The organism is Candidatus Bealeia paramacronuclearis, assembly GCF_035607555.1.
In the GTDB taxonomy this organism is placed as follows: domain Bacteria; phylum Pseudomonadota; class Alphaproteobacteria; order UBA9655; family UBA9655; genus Bealeia; species Bealeia paramacronuclearis.
On the sequence record NZ_JAVHWZ010000002.1, the window covers coordinates 371,235 to 388,660 of the forward strand.

General features: G+C 42.5%; 19 protein-coding genes and 1 tRNA gene. 6 read left to right on the forward strand and 14 right to left on the reverse strand.

Going from position 1 to position 17,426, the window contains the following annotated elements; all coding sequences use genetic code 11:
• The first annotated feature begins 191 nt into the window (after positions 1 to 191).
• The 5 genes from Bealeia2_RS06780 to Bealeia2_RS06800 all read left to right on the forward strand — a co-directional run bounded on the left by Bealeia2_RS06780 (position 192) and on the right by Bealeia2_RS06800 (position 6,171).
• A complete protein-coding gene (locus Bealeia2_RS06780) occupies positions 192 to 1,175 on the forward strand; it encodes an IS5 family transposase (protein ID WP_331255236.1) in 984 nt (327 codons plus the stop codon).
• 202 nt (positions 1,176 to 1,377) lie between these two features.
• The gene (locus tag Bealeia2_RS06785) at positions 1,378 to 2,385 is read left to right on the forward strand and encodes an integrase core domain-containing protein (protein WP_338453542.1); all 1,008 of its coding nucleotides are present in this window, start codon (positions 1,378 to 1,380) and stop codon (positions 2,383 to 2,385) included.
• Between the two features lie 101 nt (positions 2,386 to 2,486).
• Positions 2,487 to 4,151: a hypothetical protein gene (locus Bealeia2_RS06790; RefSeq protein ID WP_331256307.1), complete on the forward strand. Its 1,665-nt coding sequence runs from the start codon at positions 2,487 to 2,489 to the stop codon at positions 4,149 to 4,151.
• The gene (locus tag Bealeia2_RS06795; protein WP_331256308.1) at positions 4,152 to 5,093 is read left to right on the forward strand and encodes a hypothetical protein; all 942 of its coding nucleotides are present in this window, start codon (positions 4,152 to 4,154) and stop codon (positions 5,091 to 5,093) included.
• A gap of 40 nt (positions 5,094 to 5,133) precedes the next feature.
• A complete protein-coding gene (locus tag Bealeia2_RS06800) occupies positions 5,134 to 6,171 on the forward strand; it encodes an IS630 family transposase (protein ID WP_331255250.1) in 1,038 nt (345 codons plus the stop codon).
• An 11-nt stretch (positions 6,172 to 6,182) separates the two neighbouring features.
• On the opposite strand, the gene Bealeia2_RS06805 is transcribed toward Bealeia2_RS06800, so the two are convergent.
• The 4 genes from Bealeia2_RS06805 to Bealeia2_RS06820 form a co-directional block, all read right to left on the reverse strand.
• Positions 6,183 to 6,518, reverse strand: coding sequence for a hypothetical protein (locus tag Bealeia2_RS06805; RefSeq protein ID WP_331256309.1), 336 nt, complete (start codon positions 6,516 to 6,518; stop codon positions 6,183 to 6,185).
• Positions 6,519 to 6,639: 121 nt separating this feature from the next.
• A complete protein-coding gene (locus tag Bealeia2_RS06810) occupies positions 6,640 to 7,164 on the reverse strand; it encodes a hypothetical protein (RefSeq protein WP_331256310.1) in 525 nt (174 codons plus the stop codon).
• A gap of 160 nt (positions 7,165 to 7,324) precedes the next feature.
• Positions 7,325 to 8,059 carry a M48 family metallopeptidase gene (locus Bealeia2_RS06815; protein WP_331256311.1) on the reverse strand — a complete coding sequence of 245 codons (735 nt, stop codon included), beginning with the start codon at positions 8,057 to 8,059 and terminating at the stop codon, positions 7,325 to 7,327.
• Positions 8,060 to 8,488: 429 nt separating this feature from the next.
• Entirely contained in the window at positions 8,489 to 8,869 is a 381-nt protein-coding gene (locus Bealeia2_RS06820; protein ID WP_331256312.1) for a DUF983 domain-containing protein, read from the reverse strand.
• Positions 8,870 to 8,976: 107 nt separating this feature from the next.
• Between Bealeia2_RS06820 and Bealeia2_RS06825 the strand changes: the two genes are divergently transcribed.
• Positions 8,977 to 9,330, forward strand: coding sequence for a hypothetical protein (locus Bealeia2_RS06825; RefSeq protein ID WP_331256313.1), 354 nt, complete (start codon positions 8,977 to 8,979; stop codon positions 9,328 to 9,330).
• A 5-nt stretch (positions 9,331 to 9,335) separates the two neighbouring features.
• On the opposite strand, the gene Bealeia2_RS06830 is transcribed toward Bealeia2_RS06825, so the two are convergent.
• The 10 genes from Bealeia2_RS06830 to secY all read right to left on the reverse strand — a co-directional run bounded on the left by Bealeia2_RS06830 (position 9,336) and on the right by secY (position 17,371).
• Positions 9,336 to 9,421 (reverse strand) — tRNA-Leu (locus tag Bealeia2_RS06830).
• Positions 9,422 to 9,476: 55 nt separating this feature from the next.
• On the reverse strand, positions 9,477 to 10,040 hold the full coding sequence (locus Bealeia2_RS06835) for a cytochrome b (RefSeq protein ID WP_331256314.1): 564 nt from the start codon (positions 10,038 to 10,040) through the stop codon (positions 9,477 to 9,479).
• A 26-nt stretch (positions 10,041 to 10,066) separates the two neighbouring features.
• Positions 10,067 to 11,353: a replication-associated recombination protein A gene (locus tag Bealeia2_RS06840; protein WP_331256315.1), complete on the reverse strand. Its 1,287-nt coding sequence runs from the start codon at positions 11,351 to 11,353 to the stop codon at positions 10,067 to 10,069.
• 4 nt (positions 11,354 to 11,357) lie between these two features.
• On the reverse strand, positions 11,358 to 12,902 hold the full coding sequence (locus Bealeia2_RS06845) for a trypsin-like peptidase domain-containing protein (RefSeq protein ID WP_331256316.1): 1,545 nt from the start codon (positions 12,900 to 12,902) through the stop codon (positions 11,358 to 11,360).
• 65 nt (positions 12,903 to 12,967) lie between these two features.
• The gene (rplQ, locus tag Bealeia2_RS06850; protein ID WP_331256317.1) at positions 12,968 to 13,390 is read right to left on the reverse strand and encodes a 50S ribosomal protein L17; all 423 of its coding nucleotides are present in this window, start codon (positions 13,388 to 13,390) and stop codon (positions 12,968 to 12,970) included.
• Positions 13,391 to 13,411: 21 nt separating this feature from the next.
• Entirely contained in the window at positions 13,412 to 14,428 is a 1,017-nt protein-coding gene (locus Bealeia2_RS06855) for a DNA-directed RNA polymerase subunit alpha (RefSeq protein ID WP_331256318.1), read from the reverse strand.
• 63 nt (positions 14,429 to 14,491) lie between these two features.
• Positions 14,492 to 14,884: a 30S ribosomal protein S11 gene (gene rpsK, locus Bealeia2_RS06860; protein ID WP_331256319.1), complete on the reverse strand. Its 393-nt coding sequence runs from the start codon at positions 14,882 to 14,884 to the stop codon at positions 14,492 to 14,494.
• A 22-nt stretch (positions 14,885 to 14,906) separates the two neighbouring features.
• Complete coding sequence (gene rpsM / locus Bealeia2_RS06865; RefSeq protein ID WP_331256320.1) at positions 14,907 to 15,275, reverse strand: 30S ribosomal protein S13; 369 nt, start codon at positions 15,273 to 15,275, stop codon at positions 14,907 to 14,909.
• 105 nt (positions 15,276 to 15,380) lie between these two features.
• On the reverse strand, positions 15,381 to 16,031 hold the full coding sequence (locus Bealeia2_RS06870; RefSeq protein WP_331256321.1) for an adenylate kinase: 651 nt from the start codon (positions 16,029 to 16,031) through the stop codon (positions 15,381 to 15,383).
• The gene (secY, locus tag Bealeia2_RS06875; protein ID WP_331256322.1) at positions 16,028 to 17,371 is read right to left on the reverse strand and encodes a preprotein translocase subunit SecY; all 1,344 of its coding nucleotides are present in this window, start codon (positions 17,369 to 17,371) and stop codon (positions 16,028 to 16,030) included. The genes Bealeia2_RS06870 and secY overlap by 4 nt, the downstream gene beginning before the upstream one ends.
• Positions 17,372 to 17,426: the final 55 nt, after the last annotated feature.

Here is a 17,426-nt window from a genome sequence, read left to right on the forward strand (position 1 = left end):
AAGCTGCGCTTGCCTCATATCACTAATTATATGAGGGGCGCTTCATCCATGGGACAAGCCCCATGGTTTTATGCGCGTATAAAAAGAAAAAGACAATTTTAACACCTGACACAATAAGACCATTGCATAATTGAGGGATGAGGAGAGAAAGGATATACTGAGGAAAGTCCGAAAAGCAGGAGTGATCGAAAATGTCCTTTTTAAATCGTGAAGCCAGAGAGCGTTTAAAGAACAGTCAACTTATCCAAGCTTTTAGCCTTATCGACTGGGAGAGTGTAAAGCAAAATATGGGGAAACTAGGAAGATCTGGCTATGGCCCCAATGGGTACGTACCAGTCAATTTACTGAAGGCGTTGATTTTGCAGGCTTGGCATAGCTTAAGCGATGAGGGGTTGGAAGAAGCCTTGAGGGTTCGGTTGGACTTTATGGTCATCACGGGGTTGGAAAAGGTGCCTGATCATACGACGCTCTGTCGATTTCGCAACTTGTTGATCAGTCAAAACCTTTGGGAATACCTCCTTGCAATGATCAATTATCAACTAGAACAAAAGGGATTAAAAGTGAAAGAATCCCAAGGAGCGATTATAGATGCGACGCTTATCGAATCAGCGGCACGTCCTCGGAAAGAAATGGAGGGGATGGCTGTTGATCGTGAAGAAGACAAGGAATATGCTGTTGAAGAGCAGGTAACCCTTTCCAAAGATCCAGATGCCACATGGCTTAAGAAGGGGAAACGGAGCTATTTTGGGTACAAAGGCTTTATGGTCATTGACCAGGAGGACGGATATATTGATCAGGTTCACGTGACGCCTGCGCATGTCTCTGAAGTGAGAGAGTTGGAAGAGGTTGTGAAGAAGCGTCGAGATAAGAGGCTTTATGGAGACAAAGGGTATGCTTCCCAAGGAAACAAAGACTTGCTGAGGTCTAAGGGGATTAAGAACGGGTTGATGGAGAAAGCGAAAAGAAATAAGCCCTTAACCCATTGGCAAAAAGTATTTAACCGGATGATTTCGAAGATTCGATATAGGGTGGAACAAGGATTTGGAACCTTAAAACGAAAATTCAAATTCACGAGAGCATCCTATTTTACAACACCCAAAGTTCAAGGACAAATGGCCCTAAAAGCCATAGCCTTTAACCTCTTAAAGGCCACAAATAAGGTTGCTTATGGATAAATCAGGCGAGTTAAGTGAGTATTTGAGCAAAAAAAGAACAAAGAGACGAAGAAAAATATCATCCCCCTCAATTTAAAAAACTCAAAAATTAGCTTTTCAGGACCTCAGTTGGAATTTTTATTAATTATGCAATGGCCTTTTGCCACACCCAAACCAGGCCTCAAGAATAGGAAATCTAAAAAACCTATTGATGGAGGCCTGGATGAGGATCCACGGATTACATAAAAATAAGCATAGGCTTTATGCATATGCGCGTACACAAGACTGTTTGGACGTCTATCGCAAACGGTATGAAGACGGCGTGAGGCGTTGGAAAAAACTCAAATTTGAAAACGTTTGTGATTCCAGGTGCCAAGACATTTGCGGGATGTCCCGCGCAACTTATTATCGCCACAAGAAGATCCTGAAGGACCTTAACAAAGGGAGTGTTCCCCCTTCAAAAAAGCCACGAAATCTCAACAAACCGCACTGGGGAGAGGCAGAACTTCAGCTTGTGAAAGTGCGCCGCGAAAATCCCACCTATGGCAAAGAGAAAATCGCCATCATTCTCAAGCGAGACCATGGGCAAATCCTGAGCGAAAGCACCGTCGGCCGTATCCTGACCTCCCTCAAAAACAAGGGGCTTGTGCAAAAATCACCCTCCGCCCTGAGAACAAAAAGAAAAAGACAATTTAAAAGCCATGCAAAACCTTGGACTTTCAAGGATTATAAAACGATGACGCTTGGTGAGCGGGTTCAGATTGACCATATGACAGTCACCAAAAATGGTATCTGTTTCAAGCACTTCCAGGCTTGGGAAAGAGGCTCGAAATTTATCTATGCGAGTGTGTATGCCCATGCCAAGAGCTCAAGCGCCAAACGCTTCTTGCTTAAGTTTGTAAAGCAGGCCCCCTTTAAAATTCAATCCATTCAAGTTGAGGGAAGATCTGAATTTATGGCGGAATTTGAGGAAGCCTGTGCAGAACTTGGAATTCCGCTGATTGTTCTGCCCCCCCAAAAGCCCACTTACAACGGCGGCGTTGAGCGGGGAAATCGAATATTCCGGGAGGAATTTTACAACCAAAACAACCTCCTGGCTGATTCCATAGCTTCTATGCGCTTTGAGCTCTCTCAAGCTGTCTCAAAGTATAATTCTTATCGGCCTCATCGCGCCGCGAAAGGCCTCACTCCTTTGCACTATATTCACTCTCATATTCTCGAGGCCTCTTGAGTCTCATTTGTTATGAACTCCTACATTAATGACTTGTTAATTTTGTTTATGCTATTATATAATGAATGTCATATTAGGTTTTTATTTTTATAGGTGTTTTTATGAAAAAATATGCTCTTATTTCGTTGGCGCTCTTGTCGTTCAGTATCAGTTCCTTGTCTTTGGAGGCGATGAAAGAGGGGGATGAACTCAAAAATGTGACGAAAAACTTTGTCGTCCCAGTACCTCAGCAAACTGGTAATGTTGATATGGAGGCAACAGCCCACATTGCTCAATTTATGACAAAAGATCTGGAGACCACAGATCAATATTATGGCTTGCCGCGCGTGCCTTTGATTCACCCTTATAATTTTGACAACAGCCCTGGTGCGTATAAAGTTCTTTTAGCGCTTCAGGGAAAAATGCCCAGAGGACTATTTCTTGAGGATCCCAAAATAGCTTCGGCCATGGACTCCGTGGGTGTAAAGTCGACTGATCCATTCCTCATTATTGTGCAGCCCCACTTTTCTGATACAGAAAGTAATGGAGTACCGCTTTTAAGGCCTATGTATTATTTTTCTCAAAATAAGAATCTGAAACAAGAGGGATATAATGAAGGAATCTCTCTTAAAGCCGCAATTGTTGGCTCGAATGATCTCAGCATCACACCTGACACCCCCACATCTCAAAATCAATTTGGTGTTTCAGTCCACACGGGCGGAGACAATCTTCAGATTTCCTCGGGGGCGAACATGGCAGTACCTGGGCTGCAATATAATGACAATAAGGCGTTTTTTGGGTTTTACAAAAACACAGGAAGAACCGTCTCTGGAGCTGTAAAAGAGGACATATCTTCTGATAATGCGGGCGTTTCTGTTCTTCATGTTCTTTTGAGTGAGAATAGTCGAGATGTGCTGTCCCCCCTCCTTAATGGAAAAAAAACGGTAGAAGATGTGCTCCAGGTTTTGAAAAGTTTTAAAACGCATGAACAGCTTGCTTTAACAGGGAGCGTTCTTAAAGGCATGTTGGAGGAAGAGGATAAAGAGCCGTGGCAGTTTGCTACCTATGGATGGAAGAATGGGCTCAACTACCTGCCCAATGACTTCAACCCAGAGCTTTATCGGAAAATACACCCCGGCCTAGATAGTGATGAGGGGGGTATCGGGAGTCCTACCTTTAACCCCTTGGGTATTAAAGACCCCAACGAATATGCAAAGTGGCAGTTTGCTACCTATGGATGGAAGAATGGACTCAACTACCTGCCCAATGACTTCAACCCAGAGCTTTATCGGAAAATACACCCCGGCCTAGATAGTGATGAGGGGGGTATCGGGAATCCTACCTTTAACCCCTTGGGTATTAAAGACCGCAACGAATATGCAAAGTGGCAGTTTGCTACCTATGGATGGAATCATGGGCTCAACTACCTGCCCAATGACTTCAACCCAGACCTTTATCGGAAAATACACCCCGGCCTAGATAGTGATGAGGGGGGTATCGGGAATCCTACCTTTAACCCCTTGGGTATTAAAGACCGCAACGAATATGCAAAGTGGCAGTTTGCTACCTATGGATGGAATCATGGGCTCAACTACCTGCCCAATGACTTCAACCCAGACCTTTATCGGAAAATACACCCCGGCCTAGATAGTGATGAGGGGGGTATCGGGAATCCTACCTTTAACCCCTTGGGTATTAAAGACCGCAACGAATATGCAAAGTGGCAGTTTGCTACCTATGGATGGAATCATGGGCTCAACTACCTGCCCAATAAAAAACATGAGTAAATGTCTAACGAAGAAAAAAGAAAGAAGCTGGATGAGTTAAAACAAAAAAAAGCTCTCGCAGAAAAATTAGCAAAAAGCAATCCAGAAGTAAAAAACTTGGAAAATTTGTCTCAAGAAAATTTTGAAGTAAGTCAATTTTATCGTTTAACGTTCGGAATGAAATCTGCGCCCTATAATTACGTTGATATAGGATATGCAGGGTTGCCTTCTAAACCCCGGTCTGCACTATATGACCTCAAGCTTTCAAATGCGCCTGTTATTCATCCCTACAACCCTAATGAGGCTATGCAAAATTACAGGACGCCTGCTTTTTTTCTGAATGTTAATTTTAAACAATATTATAAAGATCTGGTCCCCGCTAACCTCCATGTTCACTTAGATAAGCTTAATGTTCCCGTTGATATGTACTTGATTGTGCAAGATAACAATTGGGTTAAAAGCACTCTGTTGCTTCGACCTCAACCCTGGCTTGATAAAGAGGCTTCCTATAACGCTCGAGAGAACTACTCTAAACAATTTTCTGTCCGAACAGGTATCTTCTCAGACACACCCAATGGTCCTAGATTAAAAAATCAACCTCAAGAGGGACTTCTGCAGGAGGGTGGAATCAGCACACATAATAGTGGCCATGGAACCTTATCGACTGTGGTCTCATCAAGTGCGACTCTCCCCATTGAAAATTTGAGCGATGATAAAACTCAGGTGTTTTATTCATTAACCATAGAAACAACGAATGGAAAAGATTCCCGCGCTGCTGTGGTTAAGCATATTCTTTTAAATGACAAAGATGCGGAAACTTTTGATAATCTTTTAGGTGAAAGAAAAGTCAAAAACCTTCAAAACCTCACAGAAGCGATGAAGACTGCTAATTTTACAGAAAATAATTTTTATAAAAAATTTATAATTGTTGATCAACTTTCAGATGTATTACTCCGGCAATAAAACAGGAGACATGAGGAGATTAATGTGATAAGTAGAAGGTATGAAATTAGGAGATGCACGAAAGTTAACGCAAGACGCCCAAGAAAGCCTTCGATTGAGGGCGATTAAGGGAGTTGTTGAAGGCGGGAAGACGCATGCGGAAGTGGGGCATTTATTGGGAGTAGCGCGAGGCACTGTCAGCCGATGGGTTTCGAGCTATCGAAGAAGGGGCCAGGCGGCGCTATTGAAGAAAAAACGAGGGCGCCGGGCTGAAGACATGGTGCGCTTGAAGCCCCACCAGTGCGCCAGCCTCGTCAAAATGATCACCGATCGTTGTCCCGACCAGCTAAAACTGCCCTTTATGCTCTGGACGCGAGAGGCTGTGGGAGAGTTGATCGAACGCACTTTTGGCATCCGACTCTCGATTCGCTCCGTGGGGAACTATCTGAAACGTTGGGGATTTACGCCCCAAAAGCCGGTGCGTCGGGCTTATGAACGTCGCGAAAAAGAAGTTCAGGCTTGGCTTAAAGAGGTTTATCCGGCGATTGCCAAGCGGGCGCGCCTTGAAAATGCCGAGATTCATTGGGGAGATGAGGCGGGCTTTCGTTCCGATCATCAGACGGGCACAACTTATAGCCCCAAGGGTCAGACGCCTGTGATTTCAGGAACGGGAAAACGATTTCGAATCAATATGATCTCGAGCGTCACGAATCAGGGCACGTTGCGGTTTATGCTTTTTGAGGAGAATTTTACGCGAGAGGTTTTTCTTAATTTTCTCAAAAGGTTAATCAAGTCTTCCAAGAAAAAAGTGTTTCTCATTGTGGACAATCACAAAGTACACCACGCCAAAGTGGTCGGTGAATTTTTGAAGGAAAACAAAGAAAAAATTGAGGTATTTTTTCTGCCCGCTTACAGCCCAGATTTGAATCCAGATGAGCTTTTGAATCAAGACGTGAAAAGCAATGCTGTCGGACTCAAACATGCCAAGTCATTGCAGGAACTCAAAACCAACATCACAAAATATCTTTTTGGCACCCAAAATTGCCCCGAAATCGTTCGCTCCTATTTCCTCAAAAAAGAAGTTACCTACGCCGCTTGATATCACCTGTTTTATTGCCGGAGTAATAACATCAAAATTGAAGTCTGATCTTCTTGAGTAAGGGCTTGTATAATCTCAGGAATAAATCCCTTCATAACTTGAAGGGGATCGATCTTAGGATTCGAAAGCCAACGATTAATATAACGATAGCTCTCTTCAGAACTCTTAACTGTACGGGGGAGAATATTTGCTAATTCTGAGGTGTTAACTGATCGACAGGTCAATACACTTGCTGCTAAATCTGCTAAACTAATCCTCTGTGGTTTACTCAAACCAGTCTCCCTATCCTCCATGTCATCAGCTATTATCTCGGCTAAATGCCATACGCCTCCAGATTGCTTTCTCATGTGAATCTCCCTTTTTTGAGAGAAACATTACCATATTTTAAACTTTATAAAAATATGTCAGGTGTTAAGGGTAGGAAATTATTTAATTGGCTTGAAGGTGTTGTCGACCTAATATTGCCTTTTATAAATTTTTATTTATTCGATAGGTTATATGATATAGGTCTTTGAGTTCGGAAATAAGATTATTTGGTTCTGTGTGATTATTCGTCCAGATTTTTACATAATGCCGATTAATAAAATTAGACTCATCATAAAAAGAACTTTTAATTGCTAATTTAGTTAAGCTAGGGAAAGTATCTATCACTAACTGATTGAACTCAGGATCAAAAGTGCCCGCATCAATTCTAAGATAATCGAAAGGAATGCCTGATTTTAATACTTTACGAAGCATCTCGCTTAGCTCGCCAAAATTATCCGTATGAAAATCTATACTTATGTATTCTGGCTCCCAGGGATAATCACCATTTATATCAAACTTCAACTTATATTTTTTTTTAGAGTTATTGTATTCTGTAGTTTCTTTCTTGGTCTTTTTGTTTGAAATTAATCTTAACTCCTCCTTGAATTCCTTCTCATTCTCCATTGCGTAAGTAGATGCGCTACCGATAAAAAAAGACAACAAAGAGAAAAAAACAAATATTTTCATAATAAACTCCATTTACCATAATTCGAATTAAATATAACAATTATAAACATAAGAATTATGCCTAAAAATGTCAATCTCATTTTTTTGGCAACTCAAATTACCTTACCACCCTTCAGTTTATGTGAACCTCCACGGGGCAAGCCCCGTGGAGGTTCATATTCTAGAAAATCTCAAACAAAGCTTTTCCATTATTTTTCAGCCACAATCTCTGTTTTTTATAATCCGGCATTAAAGAGGCCACAACATCCCAAAAGTCGGGGCTGTGATTAAAGTGCAGGAGGTGTGAGATTTCGTGGGCACAAACGTAGTGCAACACCTCCAGAGGCGCCATGGCTAGGCGCCAAGAGTACGTGAGACGTTTGTCCCGATGGCAGACACCCCAACGGGAACGGTAATCTTTGAGTTGAATCCCCGCATATTTGACATTGAGGGCATTTGCATAGTTTTGGGAAGTGTTCTCAAAATAAGGAAAGGCCCTTCTGATTAAATGAGTTTTTATAAGGTCTTGGGGATTGCATTGTTTGCGTCCGATGACAATTTCTTGAGTATTCGGATGGATCTCAATTTTCTTTAACGCCGGTTTATGAACAATGCGATAGGGATCCCCTAAAAACGAGATGGAGTCAGGGAGTGACAGAGCCCCTGAATTTGATATCGACTCTGATTTTGGCTCTTTTGCGATTTGTTTTCGAAACCAGGGCACAGCGCCCATCAAAAACTTCTCAATCTCACGGGGCGTGCAATTGGCAGGTACGGTCAGAATGGGCGTTTTTTTTTGCAGATCTACCCGCAATCGTAGGGATTTTGAAAGAGGATGGCTTTTGAGTAAGACCGGAAGACCCTCAAGATAGTAGGCTTTGTCCATTGTTAAATTTACAAAATCACAGCGGTTCATATTTTAAAGTTTTGATTCAGGATTTTAACAGAAAGACCGGTGAACGAAGTGATTAAAAGCGGCGTGCTTTGCTCCAGCGGAAAAAGGCACGGGAAAGCAACATCATTTTTTGCACCATAAAAGCGGTAACTCATAATTTGTCTCTCAGAGCGATCATCATGTCATACTAAATTAAGGTGATCAAAAAGTCCAATTGTGTAAATTCTCAATTTTTAAAAATGACATTTACAGTTTCTAACCCTCCATCAAAAACCACGACAGTTCACAACTATTTGATTTTTAATTTATATTTCCCTATGGGCAATTGAAAAACTTGATTTTTGACAGAAAATGTGGTAGTTGATTAAATATAAGCTAATTGAATTGTGTTCATCACCCACATCGTCATCCTGAATTTACGAAAAGTCTTTGTTAAAGAAAGCAAATATTTTATTCCTCTCGCGCTTGGGTTTTCCCGGCTTTAGATTTCCAAATGATGGAGATAAAGGCTCCTTTGGCGCGGGGAAGAATTAGATAACACAAAAGAAGCGCCAAAACACTGATTCCCAAAATGAGATATTCATAAGCCACATCTTCATATTTTGCAGCAATGAGCAAAACGGGCGCCAAAAGATGAAGAACGATAAAAACAGTAAGCCATGGCGGACCATCATCGGCCTGAACAAGCCCCCAAGGCTCGTTACAGACTGAACAACAATCGACCTGCTTGAGATAGGATGCAAAAAGTTTCCCTTCACCACATTTGGGACATTTCCCACACACGGCTCTCAATATCATCTTTGAAGAACTTTGATCATTAGGCGGCATCATGAATTCCAATCAAAAGAAAAAAGGTATTGAAAATCTTATCACACAACCCATTAAGAATGTCTTTACCCAAAACATGATATTATTAAATAAACCTGAGGAGAATGCACATGCTCAGAAAATATCGAAATGAAAACTTGGCCTTGTATTTTCTGTGGATTCAGCTGATCTTGATTTCCGCCTTGATCGGAATTTATTTTGAATCACTGGCCGTCAATTTTTCAATTTGGGGGTTGGGGATGATTTTTTATAGCTACACGGTGAAATCATTTTTACCCGCCAAATCTTTCAATTTTGTTCTCTCGACCTTTTGGCTGAATACTGCCATCTTATGGGGAAATTATATCGATCGTCTTTTTGACACAGCTATCAGTGCCATTATTCTAAGTGTTATCGCTTTGACCTTGAGCTATTGGATCAATAAATTTCTGGTACAACTGTGGCTGGGAAATGATCTTTTGTAAAAAAGTGGTGCCCGCAGCCAGACTCGAACTGGCACGACCAGAAGCCGACAGATTTTAAGTCTGTTGTGTCTACCGATTCCACCATGCGGGCACAATTGGGAAGCTAACTTTTCTTCCCAACTTTATCAAGTGCTTCTTTTAAAAAATTAGCTTTTAGAAAAACTCATGGGCAACATCCTCTTCAACACATTATCTTTCAAGATAAAATGATGATAAACAGCTGCCAAAATATGGAGAGATCCAAATCCAATCAAAGCCCACAAAAGCATTCCATGAACCTCCCAAGCGGTTTTTGCGATGCCCTCTAGCTCTGGCGTTTTAGGAAAAGCTTTGAGGGTATAAAACCCAAACAAACTGACGTCATGTCCACCTAAAAGAGACATCGTGAGCCCCGTGATGGGAAATCCAAACATAATGATATATAAAATAAAAACATTCAGTTTTGAGACTAATTTTTGCCAGTCTGGCATAAAATTAGGAAGAACTGGCGTCACATTCATCATTCTCCATAAAATACGCAAAACGGCAAGACTTAACAAAAGCGCCCCTAATTGCTTGTGCCAACCATAGATAAACCACTTCGTCTCATCGGGAGGAAGGTCGGACATCCAATCACCCACGATGGCAAGTCCAATAATTAAAAGTGCAATAATCCAATGAAAAGATTGGCTAATGATTCCCCATCTGTCTTTTGTGTTTTTCCAGCACATATTTTTCTCCTATGTTTTTGTTTTTATTATGCCTTATCTCGCAATTTTTTCCAATACTCTAATCGCTTGAGAATTTCACGTTCAAACCCCCTCTCTGCTGGCGCATAAAATTGGCGGCGTTGCATATCTTCTGGAAAATAACTCTGGCCGGAAAACCCTTCCGCAGTGTCGTGATCATAGCGATACCCGTCGCCATAGCCTTCCTGACGCATAAGTTTTGTAGGCGCATTGAGAATATGTTTAGGGGGCATAAGGGAGCCCGTTTCTTGGGCGGATTTTCTAACTTGATTATAGGCCTTATAAACGGCATTGGATTTGGGCGCCGTTGCCAAATAAATGAGGGCTTGCGCGATTGCAAGCTCTCCTTCAGGGCTTCCCAATCGTTCGTAAGCTTCTGTTGCCGCCATTGTCTGGAGAAGCGCTTGCGGATCAGCAAGCCCTACATCTTCAGAGGCAAATCGAATCAAACGCCGAGCGATATAAAGAGGATCTTCTCCACCCTCAAGCATGCGGGCAAACCAATAAAGAGCAGCATCGGGATCTGATCCCCGCAATGCTTTATGAAGAGCACTAATGAGGTTGTAGTGCCCTTCCTTATTTTTGTCATAAAGGGGAGCCCGCCGGGACACCAATTGAGTCAATTCCTCATTTGTAAGAGAATGTTCTGACGGAAACTCAGCCAAAACCTCAATCATATTATAAAGAGAACGCCCGTCCCCATCAGCCATAGCGAAAAGAAGATCTTTTCCGCCCACATCCAGCGGGAATTTTTTTCCGAAAAACCCCTCTGCACGACTATACATTTTTTCAAGGTGCTCGTCTTGAAGGCGTCTTAATACCAAAACTTGAGTCCTCGACAAAAGAGCACTATTGAGCTCAAAAGAAGGATTTTCTGTTGTGGCACCAATCAGAATCACAGTCCCATTTTCTACAAAGGGGAGAAAACTGTCCTGCTGAGTTCTATTAAATCGATGAATCTCATCGACAAAGAGAAGAGTCCCCTGCCCCATTTTTTTATGCTCTTGGGCACGCTCAAACACTTTTTTAAGGTCTGCAACGCCTGATTCAATGGCAGAAATCGACTCAAACACAAGATGGGAATTATCAGCCAAAAGGCGGGCCAATGTGGTTTTTCCACACCCCGGAGGTCCCCATAAAATGAGGGACGACATTTTTCCACTTTTGAGCATCACGCCCAAAGGCCCCTTCTCTTGAAGAAGGTGATCTTGCCCCACAATTTCTTTCAAAGATTTAGGACGCAATTGGGACGCCAAAGGCTCATACACAGTATTTTGAGAAAATAATGATGTCATTAATCTAACTTTTACCAACTTCCAGCGTTAAGTGCTTATTATTACGAAAAAATTTTATACTCCATTTTTGAGGAGCCGCCTTTACGATCTTAAAAAAATCACCAAGAATAATCAATTCTTGTTCATTGATATTATGGATAATATCGCCCACATTCAATTTCAAATTTTCGGCCAAGGAATTGGGTTTAATATCTAAAATAACAATTCCCCTCTTGAGAGGATCTGCGCCCAAATCAAGAGCCAATGCGGGAGAGAGTTCTGCCACAACGGCCCCTGTCAGTGGATTTTTCCCCTGAATTTCGTAGGAATCTAAATTAGACGCCTCAGGCGGCGCTTTCATATTGACCTGAATATTCTTCTCTTTGCCATTCCGATACACTTTAAACGTCACTGTTGTATCCAAATGTTGGCGCGACAAGACATAATCCAACTCCGCATCATCTTCAATGATCTGATCATTAAAATGAGTTAAAATATCTCCCACTTGAATACCTACTTGATCGGCAACTCCCCCTTTGTAAATCTCTTTGATCAAAACACCATAAGGATGGGTAAATCCAAGTTTTCTGGAGGTTTCCATATCAACACCCCGAATGCGAATTCCCATCCAAGGACGTTCCGTTCTCTTCCCTTGCAGGGCACTTTCAACAAAGGGAATCACAAGAGGCGACGGAATCGCAAAGCCAATCCCGATGGATTCCCCCGACTTGGAGTAAATCGCCGTATTAATTCCGATCAGACGACCATCACCCGTCACAAGCGCCCCCCCTGAATTTCCCGGATTAATGGAAGCATCAGTTTGAATAAAAGAGCGAAAATCGCTAATTCCAGATTGACTTCGTCCTACAGCCGAAATAATACCACTACTCACTGATTGCCCCACGCCGAAAGGATTTCCAATGGCCAAAACCATATCGCCAACATTGAGATTATCTATAGGATCAAGAACTGCAAAAGGCAATTTTTCTGAACCCACATCAATTTTGAGCATCACCAAATCTGTACGCTGCTCACTGGCTACGATCTTGGCTTCAAATTCGCGGCGATCATGAAGGATCACTCTAATAGTGTCTCCCCCCTCAATCACATGATAATTGGTAAGAATATGGCCATCCTCACTCACAATCACGCCCGAACCCATGGAATTTAACTTATGATCCACATGGGGACCATGTAACCTCTCCATATATTGCTTATAGAAAGGATCGTCCATAAAAGTATCCATAGGCGTTTTTGTCTGGACTTCGCTGCTGGCATAAATATTCACAACAGTTGGTGCAAATTTTTTTACAACGGAAGAAAAAGTTAATTCACTCTTTTGGCAAGTCTCAGAGATCGAATTTTGAGAGGGATTATCTGGTTTTCCGCACGCAGAAAGAATGAGAAGGAAGCTAAAACAAATTGCTTTATCTAGCTTCCCAAGCACGAGATTGTGAACAATAGCCCCCCCCTCCTTGCTACCCTGAGCTTGTATCAAGGTGCCAAAAAGATACTGAAATGACCTCAGCATGACGTTTTTTTTACTTCTCACAGAAAAAATTTGAGTCATCCAATCTCACAAAAAAAAGGCAGCCCTGAGGCTGCCCATTATACATGAAATTGAGAGTATTAAAACTACTCTACTGAATCTTCTGTACGTTTTTCCGCGGAAGGACCTGAATTTTTGCCTTTAGCTTCAACGTCTCGATCCACGAGCTCAATAACCGCCATTGGCGCATTGTCCCCATAACGGAATCCCGCCTTCATAATGCGTAGATATCCGCCTTGACGCTCTTTGTAACGTTTAGCCAAAGGACCCATGATCTTGGAAACAACTTCTTCATTTCCCAAAGTTGCCAATGCTTGACGACGAGCCGCAAGACCACCTTTTTTACCTAAAGTGATATAGCTCTCCACCAAAGGACGAAGGTCCTTAGCTTTTGGCAATGTTGTTGTGATTTGCTCATGCTTTAGCAATGAATTGGCAAGGCCTGCAAATAATGCTTTTCTTTGCGAACTATGACGTCCAAGCTTACGACCTGACATACCATGTTTCATGACACTCTACTCCTTAATTTCTTAAAATGGCTCATCGAGCTTTTTAATGAGCTCATCGATATTTTCTGGAGGCCAACCGGGAATATCCTTCCCCAAGTGAAGGCCCATTTGGGTCAAAACTTCTTTAATCTCATTAAGAGATTTACGTCCAAAGTTTGGCGTTCTTAGCATTTCAGGCTCAGACTTTTGAACAAGGTCACCGATATAAACAATGTTATCATTCTTGAGGCAGTTTGCCGAACGCACTGAAAGTTCAAGCTCATCCACCTTACGCAAAAGAGCACGATTAAAGGGAATGGCACGGGTTTCAACTTCTTGTTCAACCGGTTTTGGTTCTTCAAAAGTAACGAACTGCTGAAGTTGATCTTGAAGAATTCTTGCTGCCAATGCAACCGCATCTTCAGGATTAACGGCGCCATTCGTTTCAACACTTAAGATAAGCTTTTCGTAGTTAGTAATTTGACCAACACGTGTGTTCTCAATTTTGTAAGACACTTTACGCACAGGGCTATAAATCGCATCCACTGGAATATATCCAACAGGAGATTCAGGATTCTTGCTGCTCTCAGCAGGCATGAAACCTTTTCCGGTGGTCACTGTGAGCTCAGCAACAAATTTCGCACCATGATCCAGCGTGCAAATGACGAGATCAGGATTTAAAATCTCAATATCTGCATTCGGCTCAATCATGCTGGCCGTCACTTCACATGGACCTTGAACATTTAATTTAAGACGAACTGTTCCCTCTTTATGCATTTTAATCGCAAGGGTCTTAATGTTCAAAATGATGTCTGTTACATCTTCGTGGACACCAGGAATGGAAGAGAACTCATGAAGAACGCCTTCGATTTGAATGGCTGAAACAGCGGCACCTTGGAGTGATGAAAGGAGAACGCGACGGAGCGCATTTCCAAGAGTCATACCAAAACCAGGCTCGAGCGGATCAGCTACGATCTCACCATAACGGAGCGGGTCATTTGATTTTTCAATATTAAGTTTATAAGGCTTAATCAGTGCTTGCCAATTTTTTTGTATCACGAGCGATTCCCCATGGAGTCAAATTAAAAAAGTCTTTTACGAACTCAGTACTCTAAAAGAGTATTAAACACGACGACGTTTACGTGGCTTACAACCATTGTGCGGCACGGATGTGACGTCACGAATTGTTGTAATTGTAAAACCAATGGCTTGCAAAGCACGAAGCGCGGACTCACGTCCTGATCCTGGACCTGAGACTTCCACCTCAAGGGTTTTCATACCATGCTCTTGGGCTTTACGACCTGCATCCTCAGCAGCCATCTGTGCCGCAAAAGGAGTTGATTTACGAGAGCCTTTAAAGCCCTTCACACCAGCGGATGACCAGGAAATCGCATTTCCTTGCGCATCAGCAATGGTAATCATCGTATTATTGAATGTTGCACTGACGTGCGCAACACCACTTACGATGTTTTTTCTCTCACGACGACGGAGACGTTGATTCGGTTTCTGAGCCATTTTAAACCTTTACTTAAAACGATTATTTTTTCTTACCAGCAATGGCAACTGCCTTGCCTTTACGAGTACGTGCGTTTGTGTGGGTTCTTTGTCCACGTACAGGTAAACCTTTACGATGACGCAGTCCACGATAGCAACCTAAGTCCATGAGACGCTTAATGTTCATAGAAACTTCACGACGAAGATCACCTTCAACCTTATATGATTGATCAATAAGCTCACGGATCTTCAGAATCTCATCATCAGTGAGTTCATGGACGCGACGCGCCGCAGGAATTTTTACCGTATCACAAATTTCTTTGGCCTTTTGAGCGCCAATTCCATAAATATATTGCAATCCAATCTCTACCCGCTTTTGGGTTGGGATGTTTACACCAGCTATACGAGCCACGTTACTCTCCTCAAATTAGCATTTTACAAGCACACCCATTAATTGAGCACACTTCAGTATATTTTACGTGCGGAGTATAGGCATCCTTGTGAGGATGTCAACTCTTTAACGCGATTGAATGATGTCCACGATTTGGGATTGAACATCATCGACAGCCGCCATTCCGTCCACAGACTTCAAGCGATTGGTTTTTGAATAGAACCCGACTAAAGGTTCTGTTTGTTTTTGATAGACATCAAGCCGGGTTTTAACAACTTCGGCAGAGTCATCTGGCCTTCGTATAAACTCGTGAGCACCACATCGATCACAAACACCCTTAACTTTTGTAGGGTTGAGTTGGTCTGCATAAGCTGCTCCGCAACTCTGACATGTATAACGACCTGAAATACGTTTTATAAGCTGTTCATCATCTACACGAAGTTGGACTACAAAATCAAGCGATTTTCCGAGTTTCTCAAACATTTTATCGACAAGCTCAGCTTGATTCAATGTCCGAGGCACACCATCGAGAATAACCCCATTACCACATTCGGGATTTGAAATCTTTTCCGCCAAAACATCCATGATGAGATCATCTGAAGGAAATTTTCCACTTTCCATAATGGGCTTCACCTTAAGACCAATATCAGAGCCTTTAGCAACTTCTTCTCGCAGGATTTCACCGGTGGCGATCTGACAAAGCCTCAGTTTATCTGCCAAGAGTCGTGCTTGTGTCCCCTTCCCTGCGCCAGGAGGACCGAGAAGGATAATGTTCACTTCCGCGCCCCCTTAAGACGTGTTTTTTTCATAAGTCCCTCATATTGATGGGCCAAAAGATGAGAGTGAATTTGGGCAACCGTATCCATAGGAACACTGACCGCAATCAAGAAAGTTGTACCACCTAAATAAAATGGGATGGAATAATAGGACATCAAAATTTCAGGCAGCAAGCAGACGAAAGCCAGGTAGGCTGCACCAATTACGGTGAGACGCGTCACTACATAATCTAAATACTCAGCCGTATTTTTACCAGGACGGTATCCCGCAATAAACCCACCATGTTTTTTCAAATTCTCAGCCGTTTCTTGAGGGTTAAAAACCACAGAAGTATAGAAGAATGCAAAGAAAAGAATGAGGGAAATATAAATGGTCATGAAAAACCAATTTCCATGCTGTAAATGAGTTGAAAGCCACGTCAACCACTCAGGTCCATCCGCAGACACCATCGATATAACCATCGTCGGCATCATCAAAAGAGAGCTTGCAAAAATGGGGGGGATCACACCGGTACTGTTCAGTTTAATCGGAAGGTGTGACGTCTCGCCACCATACATTTTATTTCCCACTTGACGCTTGGGATATTGAATAATGAGGCGGCGTTGGGCACGTTCCATAAAGACGATGAAGGCAATGAGACCCACAGACATCAGAATAATCGCAAGGATAATAATGATTGAAAGGGCACCCGTTCGGCCCAACTCAAGGGTGTTAATAATCGAGCTTGGTAGGTTTGCAACAATCCCCGAAAAAATGATCATGGACATACCATTACCAATACCGCGAGAGGTTATTTGCTCACCTAACCAAACGAGGAACATAGTTGCTCCCACGATAGTCACAACAACAGAAAAGCGGAAGAAATAACCAGGATCAACCACTGCAGCTCCTGCTTGTCCACTCATTGATTCAAGGCCCACAGCTACACCATACGCTTGGACTGTTGCCAAAACGATGGTCAAATAACGTGTATATTGATTCAGCTTCCGACGCCCAGATTCCCCCTCTTTTTTAATCGCCTCAAGCTGAGGAGAAATCGAAGTCATTAACTGAATAATAATGCTGGCAGAAATGTAAGGAACAACGTTCAGGGCCATGATAGTCATACGCCCCAAAGCACCACCTGAGAACATATCGATCATACCAAAAATCCCACCAGAATGTTGGCGGGCGAATTCAGCAAGGATCGCAGGATTCACACCAGGAAGGGGGATATAGGTACCCAGTCGATAAACAATCAAAACCCCGAGGGTAAACCAAATTCTTTTTTTAAGGTCTTCGGCTTTTCCAAAAGCCTTAAAATTGATATTAGCGGCGAGTTGTTCAGCAGCGGATGCCATTATGACCCCTTATCATTTGTTAACGCAAAAAAGCCCAAGTCGACTTCAAAAGGCG